This window comes from Pseudomonas sp. Z003-0.4C(8344-21), assembly GCF_900104975.1.
GTDB classification, from domain to species: domain Bacteria; phylum Pseudomonadota; class Gammaproteobacteria; order Pseudomonadales; family Pseudomonadaceae; genus Aquipseudomonas; species Aquipseudomonas granadensis.
Genome location: NZ_LT629756.1, coordinates 4,463,337 through 4,484,597, shown reverse-complemented (window position 1 = coordinate 4,484,597; position 21,261 = coordinate 4,463,337). Strand labels below are relative to the sequence as shown.

19 protein-coding genes are annotated in these 21,261 nt (G+C 59.4%); 4 read left to right on the top strand and 15 right to left on the bottom strand.

The features are described from left to right. Positions 1 to 87: 87 nt before the first annotated feature. Positions 88 to 603: a 2-oxo-4-hydroxy-4-carboxy-5-ureidoimidazoline decarboxylase gene (uraD, locus tag BLU24_RS20180; protein WP_090282492.1), complete on the bottom strand. Its 516-nt coding sequence runs from the start codon at positions 601 to 603 to the stop codon at positions 88 to 90. Beyond that, the gene (gene puuE / locus BLU24_RS20175; protein WP_093103204.1) at positions 600 to 1,526 is read right to left on the bottom strand and encodes an allantoinase PuuE; all 927 of its coding nucleotides are present in this window, start codon (positions 1,524 to 1,526) and stop codon (positions 600 to 602) included. Before puuE ends, uraD begins: the two co-directional genes overlap by 4 nt. A 430-nt stretch (positions 1,527 to 1,956) precedes the next feature. On the opposite strand from puuE, the gene uraH reads away from it, so the two are divergent. After that, a complete protein-coding gene (uraH, locus tag BLU24_RS20170) occupies positions 1,957 to 2,310 on the top strand; it encodes a hydroxyisourate hydrolase (RefSeq protein WP_008080901.1) in 354 nt (117 codons plus the stop codon). 100 nt (positions 2,311 to 2,410) lie between these two features. On the opposite strand, the gene BLU24_RS20165 is transcribed toward uraH, so the two are convergent. From BLU24_RS20165 to BLU24_RS20140, 6 genes are all read right to left on the bottom strand, one after another. After that, positions 2,411 to 3,904: a hypothetical protein gene (locus BLU24_RS20165; RefSeq protein WP_157720866.1), complete on the bottom strand. Its 1,494-nt coding sequence runs from the start codon at positions 3,902 to 3,904 to the stop codon at positions 2,411 to 2,413. Between the two features lie 236 nt (positions 3,905 to 4,140). Beyond that, complete coding sequence (locus BLU24_RS20160; RefSeq protein WP_157720865.1) at positions 4,141 to 5,805, bottom strand: hypothetical protein; 1,665 nt, start codon at positions 5,803 to 5,805, stop codon at positions 4,141 to 4,143. A gap of 341 nt (positions 5,806 to 6,146) precedes the next feature. Then, positions 6,147 to 9,737, bottom strand: coding sequence for a calcium-binding protein (locus BLU24_RS27900; RefSeq protein ID WP_177344123.1), 3,591 nt, complete (start codon positions 9,735 to 9,737; stop codon positions 6,147 to 6,149). 141 nt (positions 9,738 to 9,878) lie between these two features. Beyond that, a complete protein-coding gene (locus BLU24_RS20150; RefSeq protein WP_093103196.1) occupies positions 9,879 to 10,508 on the bottom strand; it encodes a LysE family translocator in 630 nt (209 codons plus the stop codon). A gap of 89 nt (positions 10,509 to 10,597) precedes the next feature. Then, positions 10,598 to 11,947 carry an NCS2 family permease gene (locus BLU24_RS20145; protein WP_090282498.1) on the bottom strand — a complete coding sequence of 450 codons (1,350 nt, stop codon included), beginning with the start codon at positions 11,945 to 11,947 and terminating at the stop codon, positions 10,598 to 10,600. Between the two features lie 311 nt (positions 11,948 to 12,258). After that, positions 12,259 to 12,705 carry a MarR family winged helix-turn-helix transcriptional regulator gene (locus BLU24_RS20140; protein ID WP_093106870.1) on the bottom strand — a complete coding sequence of 149 codons (447 nt, stop codon included), beginning with the start codon at positions 12,703 to 12,705 and terminating at the stop codon, positions 12,259 to 12,261. Between the two features lie 82 nt (positions 12,706 to 12,787). On the opposite strand from BLU24_RS20140, the gene BLU24_RS20135 reads away from it, so the two are divergent. Next, complete coding sequence (locus BLU24_RS20135) at positions 12,788 to 13,954, top strand: aminotransferase-like domain-containing protein (RefSeq protein WP_093103193.1); 1,167 nt, start codon at positions 12,788 to 12,790, stop codon at positions 13,952 to 13,954. Positions 13,955 to 14,121: 167 nt separating this feature from the next. Here the strand turns inward: BLU24_RS20135 and BLU24_RS20130 are convergent, their stop codons facing one another. The 5 genes from BLU24_RS20130 to BLU24_RS20110 form a co-directional block, all read right to left on the bottom strand. Next, positions 14,122 to 14,493, bottom strand: a complete 372-nt coding sequence (locus tag BLU24_RS20130; protein ID WP_093103190.1) for a glutathione S-transferase N-terminal domain-containing protein — start codon at positions 14,491 to 14,493, stop codon at positions 14,122 to 14,124. Between the two features lie 105 nt (positions 14,494 to 14,598). After that, positions 14,599 to 15,144: a GTP cyclohydrolase I FolE gene (gene folE / locus BLU24_RS20125; protein WP_003236739.1), complete on the bottom strand. Its 546-nt coding sequence runs from the start codon at positions 15,142 to 15,144 to the stop codon at positions 14,599 to 14,601. 79 nt (positions 15,145 to 15,223) lie between these two features. Further along, on the bottom strand, positions 15,224 to 15,781 hold the full coding sequence (locus BLU24_RS20120) for a Smr/MutS family protein (RefSeq protein ID WP_090282501.1): 558 nt from the start codon (positions 15,779 to 15,781) through the stop codon (positions 15,224 to 15,226). A 73-nt stretch (positions 15,782 to 15,854) separates the two neighbouring features. Further along, positions 15,855 to 16,175 carry a hypothetical protein gene (locus BLU24_RS20115; RefSeq protein ID WP_007914024.1) on the bottom strand — a complete coding sequence of 107 codons (321 nt, stop codon included), beginning with the start codon at positions 16,173 to 16,175 and terminating at the stop codon, positions 15,855 to 15,857. Between the two features lie 130 nt (positions 16,176 to 16,305). Continuing rightward, positions 16,306 to 16,896: a cysteine hydrolase family protein gene (locus tag BLU24_RS20110; protein ID WP_093103187.1), complete on the bottom strand. Its 591-nt coding sequence runs from the start codon at positions 16,894 to 16,896 to the stop codon at positions 16,306 to 16,308. A 238-nt stretch (positions 16,897 to 17,134) separates the two neighbouring features. Between BLU24_RS20110 and prmB the strand changes: the two genes are divergently transcribed. Next, complete coding sequence (prmB, locus tag BLU24_RS20105; protein WP_090282503.1) at positions 17,135 to 18,043, top strand: 50S ribosomal protein L3 N(5)-glutamine methyltransferase; 909 nt, start codon at positions 17,135 to 17,137, stop codon at positions 18,041 to 18,043. Positions 18,044 to 18,167: 124 nt separating this feature from the next. Here the strand turns inward: prmB and BLU24_RS20100 are convergent, their stop codons facing one another. Both BLU24_RS20100 and BLU24_RS20095 read right to left on the bottom strand, forming a co-directional pair. Beyond that, positions 18,168 to 18,959: a hypothetical protein gene (locus BLU24_RS20100; protein WP_093103184.1), complete on the bottom strand. Its 792-nt coding sequence runs from the start codon at positions 18,957 to 18,959 to the stop codon at positions 18,168 to 18,170. Positions 18,960 to 19,058: 99 nt separating this feature from the next. After that, positions 19,059 to 20,012 carry an alpha/beta hydrolase gene (locus BLU24_RS20095; protein WP_093103181.1) on the bottom strand — a complete coding sequence of 318 codons (954 nt, stop codon included), beginning with the start codon at positions 20,010 to 20,012 and terminating at the stop codon, positions 19,059 to 19,061. 130 nt (positions 20,013 to 20,142) lie between these two features. Between BLU24_RS20095 and aroC the strand changes: the two genes are divergently transcribed. Continuing rightward, on the top strand, positions 20,143 to 21,234 hold the full coding sequence (gene aroC, locus BLU24_RS20090) for a chorismate synthase (protein ID WP_093103178.1): 1,092 nt from the start codon (positions 20,143 to 20,145) through the stop codon (positions 21,232 to 21,234). Positions 21,235 to 21,261: the final 27 nt, after the last annotated feature.

The window sequence follows — 21,261 nt, the reverse complement described above, 5'->3', positions numbered from 1 at the left end:
TCTTCTTGTCTGCCTTTGAATAAGTGGCTGGGGATGCTTGCAGGGCCCTGGGCGTTTACGCGTTCATTCACGCTCGGGCCAGGCTTGCTAAAGAGTCAGTAAACGGAACAGGGCAATCTTGTTGATCTCCGCCAGCGCGCATTTGAACTCGGCTTCCACCGAATTGTTGATGCGCGTTTCGAACGCCGCGAGGATCTGATGCCGGTTGCTGCCTTTTACCGCCATGATGAAGGGAAACTTGAACTTGGCTTTGTAGGCGTCGTTCAGCTCGGTGAAGCGCTGGAACTCTTCGGCCGTGCATTGGTGAATACCGGCGCCAGCCTGTTCGTTTGTGCTGGCTTCGGTCAGTTGGCCCTGGACGGCGGCTTTGCCGGCCAGGTCCGGGTGAGCGTTGATCAGTGCCAGCTGACTGGCGTGATCGGCGCTCAACAGGATGTCGCTCATGCGCTGGTGCAGGGTTTCGATCTCATCGATCGAGACGTCCGCACCCAGGTCGTAGGCCTTTTCGGCTACCCATGGCGAGTGTTCGTAGATGTCTGCGAAGGCGTTGACGAAAGCGTCGCGGCTCAGGGTCGACGGTTGCAGGGTTTGAAAGCGGCTCATTGGGCGGCCTCTTGGTACGGGTGGGTTGCGTGCCAGTGGCGCGCGATGTCGACGCGACGGCTGAACCACACCTGTTCATGACTTTTGGCGTATTCGATGAAGCGTTTGAGCGAAGCGAGACGACCAGGACGGCCGATCAGCCGACAGTGCAGACCGATCGAGAGCATTTTCGGCGCTTCGGCACCTTCGCCGTAAAGCACGTCGAACGCGTCTTTGAGGTATTCGAAGAAATCGTCGCCCTTGTTGAAACCCTGCACCTGGGTGAAGCGCATGTCGTTGGTGTCGAGGGTGTACGGAATCACCAGATGCGGCTTGCCGGTCGGGTTGTTCGGCTCCCAGTAGGGCAGGTCATCGTCGTAGGTGTCGCAGTCATAGAGGAAACCGCCTTCTTCCATCACCAGGCGACGGGTGTTCGGCCCGGTGCGGCCGGTGTACCAGCCAAGTGGGCGCTCGCCGGTCAGTTCGGTGAGGATGCGGATCGCTTCGAGCATGTGCTCGCGTTCCTGCGCTTCGTCCATGTACTGATAGTCGATCCAGCGGTAGCCGTGGCTGCAGATTTCGTGGCCAGCCTCGACCATCGCGCGGATCACATCCGGGTGGCGTTGGGCGGCCATGGCCACGGCGAAGATCGTCAGCGGAATGTCGAATTCCTTGAACAGTTTCAGAATGCGCCAGACACCGGCACGGCTGCCATACTCGTAAAGCGATTCCATGCTCATGTTGCGCGCGCCCTGCAGCGGCTGCGCGGCGACCATTTCAGACAGGAACGCTTCGGATTCCTTGTCGCCGTGGAGAATATTGCGCTCGCCACCTTCTTCGTAATTGAGCACGAACGACAAGGCGATGCGGGCATTGCCCGGCCAGTGTGGGTGAGGAGGGTTACTGCCGTAACCGATCAGGTCGCGTGGGTAGTCAGCGCTCACTGCAGTCTTCCTTCTTATACGTTGACAGAGGGTGTGGCGGCCTGGCGGTGAGGGAGCAGGCTGGCGTCACAGCGATGGGCTGATTGTATACAACTTTATTTACATTTTGTAAGCCTGAATTTTCGCATTTTTCGCCGACTGTCATCTTTTCCTGATAATGGCGTGAGCCTGCAAGAAACCTGCCTGACCCGTCAGCTATTGAACGGAAGGCACAATGAATAGGCGTATCGCCGGTTAATCTGGAGGAAAGCCCCGAATGGCGGGGGTGGCAAGAAAAATGTCGTTTTTATTGTGTACAATTTTTTTGAAAAGTGTCTTAATCAGTCGCTCGCCGCAGCGTTTCGTGCCCCGAATCGGTGCGGTCTCCTTTTCAACTGACTTCGGGAGGCGCGAAGTCTGACTGCTCCACGCAGGCAGGCGCGCAGAATCAATGGGACGTTTGACTACTCACGTTTTGGACGCTGCACACGGTTGCCCGGGCAGTTCGATCAAGGTCGAGCTGTACCGCGTTGAAGGTTCGCAACTGGAACTGGTCGCCAGTGCGGTCACCAACAGCGACGGCCGGGTCGATGCACCGCTGCTGCAAGGCGATGACTATCGCACCGGGGTTTATCAGGTTCAGTTCCATGCGGGCGATTACTACCGCGCCCGCGGTGTCCAGTTGCCGGAGCCGGCTTTTCTGGATGTGGTAGTGCTGCGTTTCGGTATTTCTGCCGAGCAGGACCACTACCACGTGCCGTTGCTGATTTCACCTTACAGCTATTCCACCTATCGGGGCAGTTGATCCCCCAAGCGGCTGCCCCTGCCGGGAAGCGACTGCGCATATAGCTTCTTTGGTCTTTCGCCCGCTCACACTGCGGGCTTTTTTTCGTCTGGCGGCCCCTTCAACGTTCCCTGACAACAAACAACGTCGTCTGCCCCAGCGCGTCCGTTTGCAAACCACCACGCAAACAGACAACGTCACTGGTCTCGCTACGTGTGCGCTCCGACTCGCCTTTTGTCGGCACACGCCCGGCATCTTCGCGTGCGCTCAGCGGATAAACAATCAAGGCAAATAGCTGATCGATGCCGTCGCGATGAAAGCGCACTTCATGGCTTGACCCTTGCGGTGCGGCGCGTTCGATAACGTAGCCTTCGTCGGCCAGTATCTCGCTGAAAAGTCTTTGCAAGCGGGACGTCGAAGGCTGGCTGGCGAAGCGGTTCCAGTGTGCGGCGAATCTTCCGGGATCAAAGTCCAGACGCGGCAGACCCTGATCCTGCTTGTTTGAAAAGGACAGGTCAGTGGTGGCGGGCTGAGTGCGCAACATCAATAGCGGGTCGGCCAGTTCACTTGGCGGCGCTTGGTCCATCTGCCTTCGGGCCCAACAGCGCAGGACTCGGTTCAGCACAGCCAACCCTGCGCCCGTAATGACTTCGGAGTGACTGGCTTGATTGAACATGGCCCGGGCCAATGCGCTGACGGAGCGGTCCGCAAGAGATCTGAATGTTGTGGCGATGTATTGGGTGATCGGCATGGCAAAGGGAACGGGATCGTCCAGCACCGTCCACTGGTTGTTGCGGTTAACGACGAACTTGGGCTGCAGTGACGGGTGATCGCGCAGCATGGATTCGAAGGCGTCGTACAGGGCGGGGGAAAACAGCGGGTGTTGCAGGTACGCCAGTGATGGCTGGGCATTCAGGTCCTGCTGGACGATCGGGTAGTACTGGCCGTCTATTTCAATGTGCTGCCCCAGCAGTGGGCGGCTGTTGCGTCCCCAGTTTCGCCAGACTCCAAAACGCAGATTCGTCGCCTCGGGATTGGCCGACAGCAGGCTGGCCGTCAGCGCTGAGCCGGAGTCGGTGGGTGGCGGGGCAGGCTCATGGCGCGTGACTTTGCGCTGCCACAGTCTTGACCCTGGAATCGGTTCGAACAGCAGAGCGAAATCAGTGCGGCGCGTCGCCGAGCTTTGCTGATAGTCGCCGGCGCTGTTCCTGCGCACCATGACCGTTCCTTGCGCCGTATCGACATACGTCTTGCGGTGCTTGTCATAGCGGATGCCGTCGGTGTTATCCAGAGGTGATGAGAGGCTGGCGGCGTCAGCGGCTGCCAGATAAGTCGGTTGATCGGCCGCTGCGTACTGCTCTTCGTGCTGTGAATCTTGCTTCAACCAGTCCGGTATTTCGACGTTCCACGACGGTTGCCGTTCTGCCTTGATCAGAACGGACGCAGGCAGCATGGATGCGTCTGGTCGGCCAGCAAAATCAGCCTGTTCGTTTGTGTGGAGGCTGTTTTGCACATCGATTCGCGGCTGCTCAGGTGCGTCTTTTATCGGGTGCAGGGTTATCGGTGAAGTATCGGCAGGAGTGACGCCTGCGCCGCGCTTGGGTGGTTTGACCATGGTTCTCAACCCTCACGCACAATGAAAAGTGTCTGGGTGTCGGGGGTTTTCTTGGGGGGCTTGGTCATAAAACTGCTCCGATGAATTGCCGATCAGGATGGGCCGGACAAGCGGGAGCGGGTTCGCGCCTGCCCGATGCCCTGGCTTGAAAGCGTTATGGTCGGCAAAGGGCAGGCGAGGCGTGCGGTACATGGTTATCGCGCTGAGCAAGCGTGTTGCCGTGTGTTGCTGGGAACTCAGCGCTCCCTGATGATGAACACCGAGTCCGGATTCGATTCGACCTTCAATACGCCGCCGATCAGCCAGATCACTTTGTCTTGCGTGGCTGCGGTGGTCAGCTCACGAAACGCCGCGCTGCCGATTCTGCTCGGCAGGCTCGGGTCTGCCAGTTCATTGCCGGGCCTATGGGACAAGCCAACCTGGGCAACCGAGCCCAGCTTCAAGAAGTACAACGGGTCATGGCCTTCGCGCTTGAACACCAATGTCGGCTGGCGGTGTTCGTACGTCAGAGGAAAGACGTCATAACCGCAGCGAATCAACAGCGCACCGAGCAGGCGCCTGAGGTTCAGATCGGTGGGCCAGGTTTTGTAGTGGTTCCATTCGGTGGGGAATTGCTGTGGGTCGAAGGTTAGCCGTTGCAGTTCGCTGTCCGATTGCGAAGGCATGGGGATGAGTTTCTTGCCGCCGACATCGATCGAGGGCGCGATCGCCAGCATATTGAGCGGGTCGGCATAAGCCGGTGCGGTGGGAAACGGCTTCTGCTTCCATTGGTGCAGGACAGCCTGGATATTGACCAGACCGGTGCCGGTAATGACGGCGGAATTGTCGGCGAGTTCGAACAGCCTTTTGCCGACCGCCCACGCCGTGGCTGCGGAAAAAACGGGGAAGGTGTTGGCCACCGAGTGCGATATGGGTTCTTCGAAAAAGCGTTTGCCGGGGTGGATTTCACCGGGATCGTTACCGATGCGAAACGTGGCGACCGGTTGCAGTGACGGCGCGGTGCGCAACATCTGTTCGAACCCCTCGAAGCGAGCCGGCGCAAAGTCCGGATGCTGCACGAAATAGACTTTCGGAGTGCGATTGGAGCCAACTGGCACGATCGGGTAATGAAACCACCCCAGCTGGATCGACTCCACAACGGGAGGCTTGTTCAAGTGCCCCCAGGGTAACCAGAAAAACGGCGTCTGATCATTCGGTGCGCTGGCGGCGAGCAGTGGAGTTGTGACTGTCTGCTCGCTAGCATCGAGGCGCACGCGTTTGTTGCTCTCCACAGTCGGCTCGGCGATACGACGAGGCACGCCAGTTGAGATTCCGGCCTGTGTTTGTGAGGTTTTTCGGCGCCAGAGCAGGCTGTCGGGAATCTGTTCAAACACGATGTCTGGGGCGCTTCGCGTGGTCGCCGAGACATACTGGTACTCGCCTTGCGGATTCTTGCGAACCATCACCGTGCCTTCTGCCGTATCGACGAAGGCTTGCTTGAGCTTGTTGTAACGGATGCCGGCGCTCGACATGTCCGCTCGGGTCAGGGTGTTCGCATCTTCAGGCGAAAGGTAGGCGGGGAGCGGGGTATCGGTGGCTGTGGTCCGCGTCTGTGTTGATGACCAGCCGGGGCGCTGAATATGCCAACTGGCATGCCCTTCAATCTTCGTCAGGGACGGCCCGACGATGCCGGGCGCAAAGGTCATCGGTATGTAATAGCTGCCTTGCGCATCCTGTTCGACGAGAAAGCGTCCTTCGCTGCCGAGTTGCGCGTAAGTGCGTTGGTCCGGTCCGGTGAACAGTCCGCTGTTTTCTCCGATCGGGGTCAGCTCGTTCAGGCGATTGTCGGGCCAGGCGACGGCATGGCGCGGGGCGCTGACCGAATGGGTGACTGGTCCCGGCATCGTGCTGACGGTGATCACGACAGGGGCGATGTTTGCCGTACTCGACGAGCCGCTGGTCGAGTCGACGCCGGATAACGGGGTGTCAGGCAGGCTGACGTTGCTGCGAGTACCTGAACCTGACTGAACAGGTCGGGTGGTAACGGTGCTGTCGGCTGCTGTGGTCACAGCAATCTTTTTTGGTGGTTTGACCATGTGCAATTTACTCATTCGGTTTTGATATCGAGCGCTGTCGGAGCGCTCGCCGTATTGTTCAGGCGCACGCGCAGGCGTCCGGCAAAAGTCGGGTCCGGAACCGGATGTGGAGGTTCAGTCGTTGCTGTTGCGTGGACGTTGTCAGTGCTGACTAGCGGTCGCCCGCGTCATGCCGGTGGGACATCGAGCGCAGGCGGATTGAAAATATGCGCATCCTGATGGCTGCATCGATTGATGACCTTCAATTGCGAATACTCGACGCGGGATTTGTCGCTGCGCAGGATCCAGCCGTGGGCGGCAAAGCTGTAGCTGAACGCACCGGGCCAGTTGTCGGCAAAGAGGATGTTGCGCACTTTGACTTCTTGATTCGTCATTGACGCGAAGGCGTCAGGGAGGTCTTTTGCCGGGTCGGGTTCTTCAAAGAACCGCGCATCGAGTCCATCCGGGTAGACCCGGTCGAAAGAAAGATCCACCACGTGGACGATGCCTTTTTCAGTGATAACGCGGATCTGGTCGATCAGGTCTTCACTTTCATAAACGGGCAAGTGAACCGTGCAGGTACCAATCTGTAATTGGTTGTTTTCCAGTTTGACCTCAACCTTCCCCAGCGCTGTCGCGTCGAGCTCCCAGGTGGATGAGTAAGGCAGCCTGACCGCCGCGTTGGCCAGTGCGCCCGGGGTTGTCAGTCTGATGGTCCGGTCGGCGACAAGGTGAATCAGGTAGGTACCACCTTCACCCTCCAGTGTTTCGAGTGCTGTCTGGTTGGCTCCTGACGCAATAACGGCGCAGACATTTTTGGCGCTGAGCTTCCACGCTTCGTTCGTTGGTAATTGGTAAGTAAACTGCCGCGCACGAAACTCAAGGGGCAGCTTCAGCGCCGTCGTCCAGCACTTGAAGGCATTGATCTGGTAGTTGTCGTCGGCCGGGGCGGCGTCGGTTTCCTGCGTAAGCTGCGCATTCAGTGCAACGCCGTCGTTGAATATCAGCAGATACTGGTGACTGGGGCGGGCGGCCATGGTGCGCAGGATTTTGACCATGTTCCTGGGATCAGAACCGCCTCGCGCCCAGGCAAAATGTTGCAGCGTCAGGGTTTTATCGCCTAAGTGGTAGGTCAGGTCGCAGCCGGCCAGCAGGTCGCTGTTTTTCGCCGATTCGCGGGCGCGGAAGTGAGCTTCGACTTTGCTCAATTCGGTGCTGGCGTAATCCAGATGAATACAGGTGATGACGTCGGGTCGCTCGGCCGAATAGAACGTCGTGCCTTGCCCGGTGCGCGGCAGAAAATAACGCGCTTCATGCTGATGCAGGGTCCAGCATTCAGGGTTGTAATGGATGACGGGTTTTGGAGGCTTGCCGTGTTTCAGGATGACCACTTCGATATCGACCGTCTCGGCGCTCTCGATGGATTCAGGCAGGTCCGGTCGCAACACGTAGCCATCCTTGGTCAGGAAAGTTATTTTGTTGTTTTTCAAGCGGCGTTGCTTGTTGATCGTTTCATAGACCTCATGAATGAAGACCACGCATTTGGGCCTGTCGAAAAACTCGAATCCGGACGTAATGACCAGCGAGTTCTTTTCAATGGCCCAGCTTTCGATCAGGCCGATTCGCCATGCAAATTCGATGGTACTTTCCTGCTTGCCGTCTTCGATGATGCAAAAACGACCGTCCTGATGAGCGATGAAATACTCATCGATACCTTCTTCACCCGAGGCTAACGCGCCTTTGTGCAGCAACTGTATCTGGTCGTTACCGGCTCCCGCTTTTATCGTATCGCGGCCGCGGGATTTGATGATGTTACGTTGCTCGGTGCCCGTGACGACGCTTGCGGCACTGTTCACCGTTTCCACATTCTCGATGCTTTCCAGCAGGCTGTGGAATGTAAAATCGGTCCCGTCGTCAGCATCGGAATTGGGCTTTCTCACCTGCAGCGTGCCGGCCTGCAAGTCGATGTCATGGCCCTGTTGCGTGAACTTGAAGCCATCCAGAGCCAGGGTGTCGTTACCTGCGCCGCCTTTCAACTTCGAATACGTCGATCCCTCGACTTTTTTCGAGATGGAATCGGCGGCCGACTGGAATACGAAACGATCGTCCTTTTCGCCACCGGTCAGGTCTTTTATTCCTGAGCCGTACTGGAAGATATTCGATTTCTTTTCCACGCCTTTGATCGAATCACGGCCATCGCCGAGCAGCCACAAAATAATCTTCTCGTCGCCGGCAACCCCCAGCACCGCCCCGGGGGTGTCTTTGGTGACGCCTTCGCGAGCATCGATGGTGTCATCACCACCGCGTATCACCGGGACGTTTTCGGTTTCCCATGCATCGATTTTCGTCCACCAATTGCGTTTCCACACCTGTCTGCTGACCAGATCGACTTCGAATGCGCCATTGACCACCGCTTCGGTGGAATCCTTCAAATCGACGTCCAGCAATCGGCGGGCATTGCGCTTGAGTTGTTCTGTGTGCTGGATCAGGGTTCTGGCCCGGCTGTAGCGATCCTTGACGCCTTGCTCGACGTCCATCATGCAGAACGAGAAAAAGCCCGAGCGCCAGCGTTCGCCGACGGTGAGTTCGATGTAATCATCGATGTCGTCGACGATGCGTACCGCGCCGTAGATCTGCGATCCGATGGCCAGCATCGCGCCGGCCAGCAGGCCTACCGGTCCCACGAACGACAACCCAGCCAGCGCAGCGCTACCGAGAATGATGGTCATGGCCGCGCTGGTGATGCTCAAGCCGGCGCTGACGTAATGGTCGATGGCCTCTTTGCCGGTTGCGTGGCTCGCGGCATTCAGCGAGCGAACGGCGGTGTACACATCGAACGGCAGCGTCAGCGCTCCGCCAATCAGTCCACCGGATCGACCGAGCCGCACCGCAAACCTGGTTTTGGCGAAATCCTTGAAAGCGCTTTGCCCGGCCGTCAGCATCTCGGCGGCGATCTTGCTGACCCCGATGTCGATGGCGATAGAGCCGAGTTCCGAGGCAATCCCTACGCTGTTGACGACGACTTCAGCGTTATCACCCGCCCTGACGGCCTGAGCCACGCCACGCAAACCCATGAATATGCCGAACGCCTGAAGTCCTACGCTCGAGCCGACGGTCAGGTGCGTCTTGGCCGTGGCAACCCAGCGCCGAGTGTTTTGCGGTAACTGGCTGTGCTGCAGATCGAGTTTCTGTGCCGAGCCGAGGAGTTTCTTCATCTTGCTGTGATAACCAGCCGAATCGACATTGTCTTGCGGGTTATCGCGGATCAACGTCGGGGCGGTCAGCGGGCGGCGACTGGCCATGTCGAAGAGCAAGGTCGGCAGCAGGTAAGCGTTGCTGCCGCTCGAAGACTTCATGTGCCGCTCGATCGCGCTGACGTTGAACTGTAACGAGTTGATGAACGAGCGCTGAGGAGTGCGGAAGAAGGTGTTTTTGCTGGTTATAGGTTGGCCGTCGATTGTTGCTCCCAAGGCATCGAGAGAGGCTCGGGTAATCGAGACTTCACCGATCTGCAAAGGGCCGAACACTGAATCGTTGAATTTCAGCTGATCGACCTGACTTTTATTCGAAGTGGCCGCTGGGGGTTCAGCACTGCCGTCGAAATCGATGGTCGAGGCGGTAGGTTCATTGAACTCGATCTTCATATCCGTGATGACGACCGGGTCCGTTTGTATCAAGGCTTCGCTTATCAGGGTGGCCATGTGAACGTCCTTGTTCTGGCGGGTGGTTGTAAAGACACGCCGAGATAGTACGAGGAGCGTTCCAGGGATGTATATCAACGGGTTGTTGCGGTGTATTGCGCGGCCTGCAGGGGAGCAGGGCGTTGGGAATAGCGAGAGGCGAGGAGAACGCCAGCCTGACCTGGAACAGTTCAAGTCAGACTGGCGGGGAGTCGATAGACCGCGATGCGGTCAAGGATCTCAGTGGCTGCTGAGCAAAGAAACGGCGCCGGCACCGCCGAACAGACCGGCACTGATGCGGTTGAACCAGCTTTGCCCCTTGCCGCTGCGCAGGTAACGCGCCGCGCCGTGGGCACCGAGGCCGTAGGCCAGTTTGCACAGCAGATCCAGCACGGTCCAGGTGGCGATCATCACCAGCAGTTGCGGCAGGAAAGGTTGCTCGGCGCTGAGGAACTGCGGCAGGAACGCGGCGAAAAACAGGATGTCTTTCGGATTGCTCGCGCCCAGTACGAAAGCGCGAGTGAACAACGCGCGAAAGCGCGGCACGGGCGCCGCTAGCGGTACGTCGGCACCGACCGACGGCTGGCGCGACTGTTGCCAGCTCTGCCAGGCGAGATAGAACAGGTACAGCGCGCCGACAATTTTAAGCGCGCTGAACAGTTGCTCGGAAGCGAGCAACAATGCGCCCAGCCCCAATGCCGAAGCGCTGAGCAGACAGATCGATGCCGTTACGCCGCCAAGGAACGCCGGGTATGAACGGCGCAACCCGTAGTTCAGGCTGTTGCTGATCATCAGCAACGACAGCGGCCCCGGAATGAGGATCACCACCAGCGCAGCGCCACTGAACAGCAGCCAGGTTTCCAGACTCATCTTGTTGCTCCTTTTTTTGTTGTGTTCATGAATGTGCAAAAGCCCCACCGGCGAGGGTGGGGCTGTCTGGAAACGGGACCGCGTAGCGCTTAGAGGAAAATGAACTTGGCGATGAAGATCGCGCAGAGCACCCACAGGCTGACGGAGATTTCCTTGTACTTGCCGGTACCGGCCTTCAACGCCACGTAGGTGATGAAGCCCAGTGCAATGCCGTCGGCGACCGAAAAGGTCAGCGGCATCATGATCGCGGTGACGATGGCCGGAATCGCGTCAGTGGCTTCGTCCCATTCGATATGGGCCATGCCGCCCATCATCAGCATCGCGACGTAGATCAGCGCACCGGCAGTGGCATACGCGGGAATCATGCCGGCCAGCGGTGCGAAAAACATCGCCGCTATAAATAGCACACCTACGGTGACGGCGGTAAGACCAGTCCGACCGCCAGCGGCCACGCCGGCAGCACTTTCCACGTAGCTGGTGACCGGCGGAACACCGACCACAGCGCCGAATACGCTGGAGGCACTGTCGGCCTTCATCGCCCGCGAAAGGTTTTCGATGCGACCGTCAGGGTTGACCAGATTGGCGCGCTGAGCGACGCCCATCAGCGTGCCCGCGGTGTCGAACATGTGCACGAACAGGAAGGCGAGGACCACGCTGATCATGCTGACGTTGAACACGCCGGCGACGTTCATGGCCATCCAGGTCGGCGCCAGGCTTGGCGGGGCGGACATGATGCCCTGGTAGTGAACGATGCCCAGACCCCAACCGGCGAGGGTAACGGTGATGATGCTGATGAGAATGGCGCCGAAGACTTTGTGGTAGCTGAGGATCGCGATCATCAGAAAGCAGATCGCAGCGAGCAGCGGGCCGGGTTCGCGCAGCGAGCCAAGCTTGATCAGGGTGGCCGGGCTATCGACGACGATGCCAGCGGTTTTCAAACCGATCAGGCCGAGAAACAGGCCGACGCCGGCGCCCATCGCGAAGCGCAGGCTGACCGGGATGCTGTTGAGCAGCCATTCGCGGATGCGCGAGAACGTCAGGATCATGAACAGCACACCGGACACGAACACCGCGCCCAGTGCGGTTTCCCAGTTGTAGCCCATGGTTCCGACGACGGTGTAGGTGAAGAATGCGTTGAGGCCCATGCCTGGCGCCAGACCCACCGGCCAGTTCGCGTAGAGGCCCATCAACAGGCAGCCCAGCGCGGCGGCGATACACGTGGCGACGAAGGCTGCACCATGATCGATCCCGGCGTCGGCCATGATGTTCGGGTTGACGAAGATGATGTAAGCCATGGTGATGAAGGTCGTCAGACCGGCAATCAGCTCGGTCTTCACCGTGGTGCCATGCAAGCTGAGTTTAAACAGACGCTCCAGCAGGCCAGTGCGTAAGGGCGGCGAGAGATCCAGCGGCGATGCTTCGGATTTGCGGCTTTCCACAGCGAGTACTCCTCAAGAGTTTTATTGTTATTTCCAGGGCCGGACCCATGAGGGGTGGCAGCGGCCCTTTGAGGCATACGCGAATTTGTTGACCATGCGGTCAGGAACTCGCACGCTGTGGATTATGCTTTTGTGTACAAATAAAGCAAATATTGTTTTTGGTTTTGTCTTCAGTTTGTCCATTGATAGGGATATATGGCCCTTCAGGCCCTATCGGCAAGCCAGCTTCACAGGAATCGTGGGTGTCTTCATATCTGTGTACTCCCCTGATCACTGTGGGAGCTGGCTTGCCAGCGATGAGGCCCGAACAGTCAATCGAGAGCTGCCTGGCTTTTACCCAGTGCCACATTCACCGCCAGCCAGCCATTCACCGCCGCCTCGCCAGCCTCGGCAAACACCCGCTCGAGTAATTTCACCTGCTCGCGGCGCAGCGCCTGCTCGAACTTTGCGCCTTCCGCTGTCAACTCCAGCAGGCGCTTACGCTTGTCGGTCTGCGACGCCACGCTGTCGACCAGATGCATTTCCTGCAACTGGCGCAGCGGCATGTTCAGCGCCTGTTTGCTCACGCCGAGCAGCGCGAGCAACTCCTTCACGCTCAGATTCGGATAACGCGCGATGAAAAACACGATGCGCTGATGCACCCGCGACAGACCGCGGCGCTCGAGCATTTCGTCTGCCTTGGCAGTGAACGCCTGATAGCCGAAGAAAAACGCTTCCATGGCCTGCTGCTGGCTGATCGGGTTTTTAAGGTCAAGCATGTTGACGTACTCGCTCACGTTGGCGTAATTTCAGTCAACCAGTTTGACTCATTTTCCTCACGCCTCGCTACCGGTGACTTCCATGGCTTTTTCCGAACGTGTCACGCGCCTTAAAAGTTCTTTGATCCGCGAAATCCTTGCTGCCGCCCAGCGTCCGGAGGTGATGTCGTTTGCCGGTGGCTTGCCCGCCGAGAGCATGTTGCCGAAAGTCGAGTGGGCCCACATGCCGCTTTCGCTCGGCCAGTACGGCATGAGCGAGGGTGAACCGGCGTTGCGTGAAGCCTTGGCGGCGCAGGCGAGGGCGCTCGGGCTTGATTGCCTGGCGAGTCAGGTGCTGGTGGTCAGCGGTTCGCAGCAAACTCTCGATCTGGCGGCGAAGCTGTACATCGACAAGGGCACAGAAATTCTGCTGGAGGCGCCGACTTATCTGGCTGCACTGCAGATATTCCAGCTGTTCGGCGCCGATTGCCTGACCGTCGCGCAAGAGGCCGACGGCCCGAATCTGGTGCAATTGCGCCAGCGCCTGGAACAGCATCGTCCCGCATTCATCTACCTGATCCCGACCTTTCAGAACCCGTCCGCCGTGCGCTACAGCGAAGCCAAGCGTGCTGCCGTCGCCGCGCTGCTCGATGAATTCGGCGTGACGTTGATCGAAGACGAGCCCTATCGCGAACTGACGTTCGACGGCGCCAGCGCCAGACCGATCGCCGGCCGCTTGCAGAACGCCAGCTGGATCTACACCGGCACCGTGTCGAAAACCCTGCTGCCGGGATTGCGCGTCGGTTATCTGATTGCCAGCCCCGACCTGTTCCCGCATTTGCTCAAACTCAAGCAGTCGGCCGATCTGCACACCAATCGCATCGGCCAATGGCAGGCGCTGCAGTGGATCGGCAGCGACAAGTATCAGCAACATTTGAGCGAGCTGCGCGGGTTCTACCGGCAACGGCGCGATGCGTTTCAAGCGGCGCTGGAGAAGCACTTTGCCGATCTGGCCGATTGGCAGATGCCGCAGGGCGGGCTGTTTTTCTGGCTGACACTGAAGCAGCCGCTGGACACGCGAACATTGCTCAACGATGCCTTGGCCAACGATGTGGCGTTCATGCCGGGTGAGCCGTTTTTTCCGGATCCGGATAACCATCCTGGGCATCTGCGCCTGAACTTCAGCCACATCGACCCGGCGCGGCTGGATGAAGGGCTGAAGCGATTGGCGGCGGTGGTGCGCAAGGCGCAGTTGGATGAAGCGGCCTGACAAAACAAATAAACCGGCTCGTGGCCGGTTTATTTTTGTCTGGAATTTTTGGTGTCTGGGAAGGCCTCATCGCTGGCAAGCCAGCTCCCACAGGTTTTTTGAATGCCACAGATCAATGTGGGAGCTGGCTTGCCAGCGATGGGGCCATCAGCAACTCCGCCCAACCATCAGACCGCAGCAAACCGCTTGTCCAGATAATCAATGATCACCTTGGATTCATACATCCAGGTCGTCTGGCCATTCTCTTCAATGCGCAGGCAAGGCACCTTGATGCGGCCGCCCTGTTCCAGCAGGTTCTGGCGGTCCTGTTCGTTGTTCTTCGCGTCTTTCAGTGCCACCGGCACATTCAGGCGACGCAGCGTGCGACGGGTCTTCACGCAGAACGGGCAGGCATGGAACTGATACAGGGTCAGGTCCTTGGCAGCGGCGTCGACTTGCGCCTGAGCAGCGGCGGAGCGTTGTTGCTTGCCCGGGCGGGTGATGAAATCGACGAAAATAACCAGTTGGCCGAGGCCGACACGAAGCGCTTTGACGAACACGTTGAAAGCCTCACGGTGCGAATTGAGAAAGGCGCGCAGCTTACCCGATTTTTCACGGACGAAAAAAAACCGGCGATGAAAGCCGGTTTTTTCTGCGGCGGCGAATTACTTGATGAGGCTGAGGAATTCGCTGCGGGTCGCGGCGTTTTCGCGGAATTCACCGAGCATCACCGAGGTGATCATCGACGAGTTCTGCTTCTCCACACCACGCATCATCATGCACATGTGCTTGGCCTCGATCACCACGGCCACACCCAGCGCACCGGTCACCTGCAACACGGCATCGGCGATCTGGCGGCTGAGGTTTTCCTGAATTTGCAGGCGGCGAGCGTACATGTCGACGATCCGTGCAACCTTGGACAGGCCCAGTACCTTGCCGCTCGGGATGTAGGCCACGTGCGCCTTGCCGATGAACGGCAGCAGATGGTGTTCGCACAACGAATACAGCTCGATGTCCTTGACCAGCACCATTTCGCTGTTGTCGGAGCTGAACAGGGCACCGTTGGTGACCTCTTCGAGCGTCTGTTCATAACCGCGGCAGAGGTACTGCATGGCTTTGGCGGCACGCTTTGGCGTGTCGAGCAGGCCCTCGCGGGAGACGTCCTCGCCCAGTTGGCCGAGAATCGCGGTGTAATTCTGTTCCAGGGACATGAAACTACCTGTGGGGGGATTTTCGCAAGCGGCAAGGGTACGGCGGCGGACACAACCCTGCAAGTTCGGTGTAACGCGATTATTCGTCGCGGCCTTCCATCATTGTGCGTTTGAGCATCACGTAAACCGCGCCGGCGCCGCCGTGTTTCGCCTGGCAGGAACAAAAACCGAGTACCTGGGCGTGCTGGCGCAGCCAAGTGTTGACGTGGCTTTTGATCATCGGCCGCTTGCCATCGAGACGCACAGCCTTGCCGTGGGTCACGCGCACGCAGCGGATTTCAAATTTCGTCGCTTCGGCCAGAAAGGCCCAGAGGGTTTCCCGGGCCTTCTCGACGCTCATGCCATGCAGGTCGAGGCTGCCTTCGAACGGGATCTGGCCGATCTTGAGCTTGCGCATCTGACTTTCCTGCACCCCGTCGCGGGCCCACATCAGCTCGTCTTCCGGGCCGACGTCGATCACGAACTGGTCGGACAGGCCGTCGATGATGGTGGTGTTGCTGCGCACGGTGGCGGACTGGCGCAATTTGGCGATCTGCGCGCGGTCAGCCTTGGGTTTGCCGGTGTCGGCGCGGTCGTGCTTGATCGGCTTGACGCCTTGGATGGCACTTTTGAACAGGGAAAAATCGTCGTCTTGCATGTCAGCCTCCGCGAAGGGCGGCCAGTTTACCCAAGTCGAAACAAAACGGCCCGGCAAAAAGCCAGGCCGTCGGTCAGTCGTGTTTTTTCATCAGATGCGGGGACATGTTCAGTTCCCGCGATTGCCGTGCGCGACGGCGGCAGCGGCGCCACAGGGCGACACCGAAATACAGAAACAGCAGACCGACCGCCAGAATGATTGCCGAGCCCATCGGCGTGGCGTTCAAGTCACCCAGCGCCGGTGGGCGCCCGAGCAGGCTGGCCGCCCCGGCCATCGCCAGCAGCACGCCGAACGTCGCCAGAATGGCAGCGATCGCAGCGCCAAATCGAAAACGCCAGTTGCTTTGGCCTTTGGGCCGCAAGCGGCGTGCGTCAAATCCATCGGATAACTTCATTCCGACCTTCCTCAATGGGTATCGGCCCTTCGACCGGGAGTTGACCGGGTTGTTCCTGAGGCTATGGCATTTGCGGCAAATCAACGGGCTTAATGGATGAGCGGCGCCGCAAGCCGCTCATCCGCGCAGATCAGATCAGGTATTGCGTCAGGGCGAGGGTGGCGAAGTTGTCCGCCATGATCGCCATTTCCGCTTCCTGGACTTGCTCGGCCTTGAGCACGCCGCCCTTGAACGGCAAGTCGCGGGTCGCGCAGGCGTCTTCGACCAGGGTGCAGCGAAAACCCAGATTCTTCGCTGCACGCACCGTGGTGCTGACGCTGGAGTGGCTCATGAAACCGCAGACGATCAGATCCAGCGAGCCCAGATTCTGCAGGCGGTCGAGCAATTCGGTACCGTGGAACGCGCTCGGCAGCAGTTTGCCGATGATGGTTTCATCACCTTGCGGCTCCAGGCCCGGGATGAATTCGCCGCGCTCGCCCTGCGGGTCGAACAGTCCACCGACGGTGCCGAGGTGACGCACGTGCACGATCGGCCGACCGGCGGCACGGGCTGCGGCAACCAGTTGTTTGATGTTCGCGACGGCCGCGTCCATGCCGCTCAGGGCCAGCGGGCCACTGAGATATTCTTTCTGGGCATCGATGATGACCACGGTGGCATGACTCAGTGTGGCCGCTGCGTAACCGCGACCGCTGAGTTGAAACATCGTTTTTGGAACGGACATTCTGGGGCTCCTTGGGGTGGGGCTTTTGCGACATTGTCCTCTGGCTGAGCGCTTCTGTGAATCGCTACCATCGTAGGCACCGTCGTTATTGGCCTGCAGCCTTGTCAAGTTACACCTTCTGTTCAATAGCTGATGCAAAAAACAGAAAACTCCTACTGTCGCCGCACGGGTTTTCCTGCGTCGTCGTCACGCGTTTTGGCTGTTAGAATCGCCAGTCGTTTTTTCAGGAGTTCTGCCCGTGATCACTTCCCGACTTCGTACCCTGCGCGACCATATCCGTTGGGCCGTCAGCCGCTTCCATGGGGAGGATCTGTTTTTCGGCCATGGCACCGACAATGCCTGGGACGAAGCCCGGCAACTGGTGCTGGGTGCGCTGCACCTGCCGTGGGAGATCGCCGACAGCTACCTCGATTGCGCGCTGGAAGACGACGAACTGGTCAACCTGCAGCGCCTGCTCAAGCGCCGCATCGAAGAACGCATTCCTACGGCGTACCTGCTGGGCGAAGCGTGGTTCTGCGGCATGTCGTTTATCGTCGATGATCGCGTGTTGATCCCGCGTTCACCGATTGGCGAGTTGATCGAGAACCGCTTTGCGCCGTGGCTCGGTAGCGAACCGGCGCGGATTCTTGACCTGTGCACCGGTTCTGGTTGCATCGGTATTGCCTGCGCCTACGAATTTCAGAATGCTGAAGTAGTGTTGGCGGATCTGTCGTTCGAAGCGCTGGAAGTGGCCAATCAGAACATCGAGCGCCATGGCGTCGACGAGCGCGTCTATACCGTGCAGGGCGATGGTTTCGATGGTTTGCCGGGGCAGCGTTTCGACCTGATCGTGTCGAACCCGCCTTACGTGGACGCGGAAGATTTCGCCGACATGCCGGACGAATATCAACATGAGCCTGAGCTGGGCCTGGCCTGTGGCGATGATGGCTTGAACCTGGTGCGGCGCATGCTCGCCGAAGCGGCAGATCACCTGACCGAGAAGGGCTTGCTGATTGTTGAAGTGGGCAACAGCCAGGTGCACGTCGAGGCGTTGTACCCGGAAGTGGATTTTGCCTGGCTCGAATTCGCCCGTGGCGGGCATGGTGTGTTCATGCTGACGGCGGAGCAGTGCCGCAACCATCAGGCCCTGTTCGCGTCCCGCGTCTGACCCTTAAAAGCATCGCGGGCAAGCCCGCTCCCACAGGTTCTTGTGTGTACCGCAACATTCGGGTAGGCGCAAAACCTGTGGGAGCGTGGCTTGCCCGCGATGGGACCGCCTCGGTCTTGAATCTTTACCGGTGCGTAGCAATCCAGATCAACAGCCCCGCCTGAAACACCGCAAACGCCACCAGACAGGTAATGGTGAAACGCAACCCGGCGTCTTCACGTTTGAACTTGCTGACTTTCTCTTCCTGCTTTTTCAGCTTCACTTCCTGCTCGGCCAGATTCTGCTCGGCCTGCTGGAGCATCTGCGCCGCTTCAAGAATCTCGACGATCTGCAGCTTTTCGCTGTTCCAGTCGCCGAGCAGGTCACCGACCTGCACGGTCTTGATGCTGCCTTTGAGATGCTGGGCATCGGCATACGCCACATCGAAACCGTGTACCCGCAGAAAATGATCGCGACGCAGACGGGTGTCTTCGTTCAGTGCGTCCTTGTTGTTCAGGTCGATGCCGTCGACGGTGTAGCCGGGCCAGCGTTTTTTCGCCCAGTTGATGCCTTGCGCGGCGATGAAACGGCCGATGCCACGGTTCAGCGGTTCGATCTGCAAGCCGCTGTCGGGGCCGAAACGCACACGCTTGGTGCTGTGATCGGCCCACACGTCGAGGACGTTCTGTTCCTTGCGCACGCGCTGGCCGGGCAGTTTGATCGCCATGCGCATCAGGCTGTGTTCTTTGCTGTGACGCTCGGCGTAACCGAATTCGACAAAGCGCAGCGGCCGGCCGCCGGTATGGCGATCGGTCTGCAACGGCGCCAGGCGGAGCATCTTGTGGTGCTCGGCGTGAACATCCGCCCACGGCAGCTCGACCGCTGGCGGTGCGTCTTTTTCAGCGGTGGTGTCGGGTGAAGTCTGGGTATCAGTCATAACGGCGCGATCCTGTCCATGCCCTGCTTGTCACCAGCCGTTGCGCTGGCGACAAAGGCTTATCGGCCGGTTTTTCAAGGACTGGAGGGTAAACAGCGGTTAACGGGTGCGAAGTCCGTCAATAAAACCGAGGATCGCCGAACCAAGCTCGGCGGCCAGCGGCAAATTCGGGTCCTTGTACGAGGCCAATTGCCGCTTCATGTCGTTGTGCACGATGCGCAGCACATGGTTCATGCCTTCGATCACCACCAGCTGCGCGTCCGGTTTCGCCGCTTTGAGCAGCTTCGCGTCTTCGGTGCCGACCTGAATGTCATTGCTGCCCTGAACGATCAGCGCCGGCATGTGCAACTGCGCAAAGGCTTTGGCGGGGTCCTGACGGAACAGCGAAATCAGGTATGGCTGCACACTCGGGCGGAAAATCACCTGCAACGGCTGCGGGACATTGTCGTCGGTGCGACCGGCCTTGAGGCTGTCGAGCAGTTCATTGCTGCGCAGCATCAGCGGCGGCGGCAAGCTGCGCGCCAGTTGTTCGCGGATCACCTGATCGACCGGTCGAGCGCTGCCCGAGAGGGAAATCACCGCCGCCGCATCGAGTGTCGACGCGGCGAGGCTGGCGATCAGCGCACCTTCGCTGTGACCAAGGACGATCAGCGGGCCGAAACGCGGGTCGGCCTTGAGCTTCTGCCCCCAAGCCACGGCATCCGCCGCATAAGCCTCCACCGACAGATTGCGCTCGTCCGGCGTTGCGGCGAGGCTCGCGGCCACCCCGCGTTTGTCGTAACGCACGCTGGCGATGTTGTGTTTGGCCAGCACCCAGGCCAAACGCTTGAGGCTGTCATTGCGCCCGCCGTCGGGGTTGTTACCGTCGCGATCGGTAGGACCGGAGCCGGAAATGATCAGGACAACCGGCACCGGGCTGTCAGACTTTGGCAGCAACAGTGAACCGAAAAGTTCGCCGTTGCCCGTAGTCAAAGTCATTGGCCGTTGCAGGACCGTCGCTTGGGCAAAGCCCGTGAACAGGGTAAGACTCAAAATCAAAACTCGCAGCATCATCACGCCATCATTCGCCAAGGTGCCGGTTGGACTCGCCAACACCGCCAAGGTTCGAGGATGAACTACTCGGTTAGCCTGCGTATACTGGCGCGCATCAAGAATTCGGGTTTGATTTCACGGAGCGTCCTGCATGTCCGGCAATACCTACGGCAAGTTGTTCACTGTCACCACCGCTGGCGAAAGCCATGGTCCGGCGTTGGTCGCCATTGTCGACGGCTGCCCGCCGGGCCTGGAGATTTCCCTGGAAGATCTGCAGCGCGACCTCGATCGCCGCAAGCCGGGCACCAGCCGCCACACCACTCAACGCCAGGAAGCCGATGAAGTCGAAATCCTCTCCGGCGTGTTCGAAGGGCGCACCACCGGCTGCTCGATCGGCCTGTTGATCCGCAATACCGACCAGAAGTCCAAGGACTACTCGGCGATCAAGGATCTGTTCCGCCCGGCCCACGCCGACTACACCTACCACCACAAGTACGGCGAGCGCGATTATCGCGGCGGCGGTCGCAGCTCGGCGCGCGAAACCGCAATGCGCGTGGCGGCGGGGGCGATTGCGAAGAAGTACCTGGCCAGCCAAGGCATCGTCATTCGTGGCTACATGAGCCAGCTCGGCCCGATCGAAATCCCGTTCAAGACCTGGGATTCGGTGGAAGAAAACGCCTTTTTCAGCCCCGACCCGGACAAAGTGCCGGAGCTGGAAGCCTACATGGACCAGTTGCGTCGCGATCAGGACTCGGTCGGCGCGAAGATCACCGTGGTTGCCGAAGGCGTCATGCCTGGCTTGGGCGAGCCGATCTTCGACCGTCTCGACGCCGAACTGGCCCACGCGCTGATGAGCATCAACGCGGTCAAGGGCGTGGAAATCGGTGCCGGTTTCGCCTCGGTGGCCCAGCGCGGCACCGAGCACCGCGATGAAATGACTCCGGAAGGTTTCCTCAGCAACAACGCCGGCGGCATTCTCGGTGGCATTTCTTCGGGCCAGCCGATCGTCGCGCATCTGGCGTTGAAGCCGACATCGAGTATCACCACCCCGGGCCGTTCGATCGATATTCACGGCAACCCGGTCGAGGTGATCACCAAGGGCCGTCACGACCCGTGCGTCGGCATCCGTGCCACGCCGATTGCCGAGGCGATGATGGCCATCGTGCTGATGGATCACCTGTTGCGCCACCGTGGGCAGAACGCCGACGTGCGCGTGAGTACTCCGGTGCTGGGTCAGCTTTGATGGCTGACTCGTCGAACGCCGCGGCCT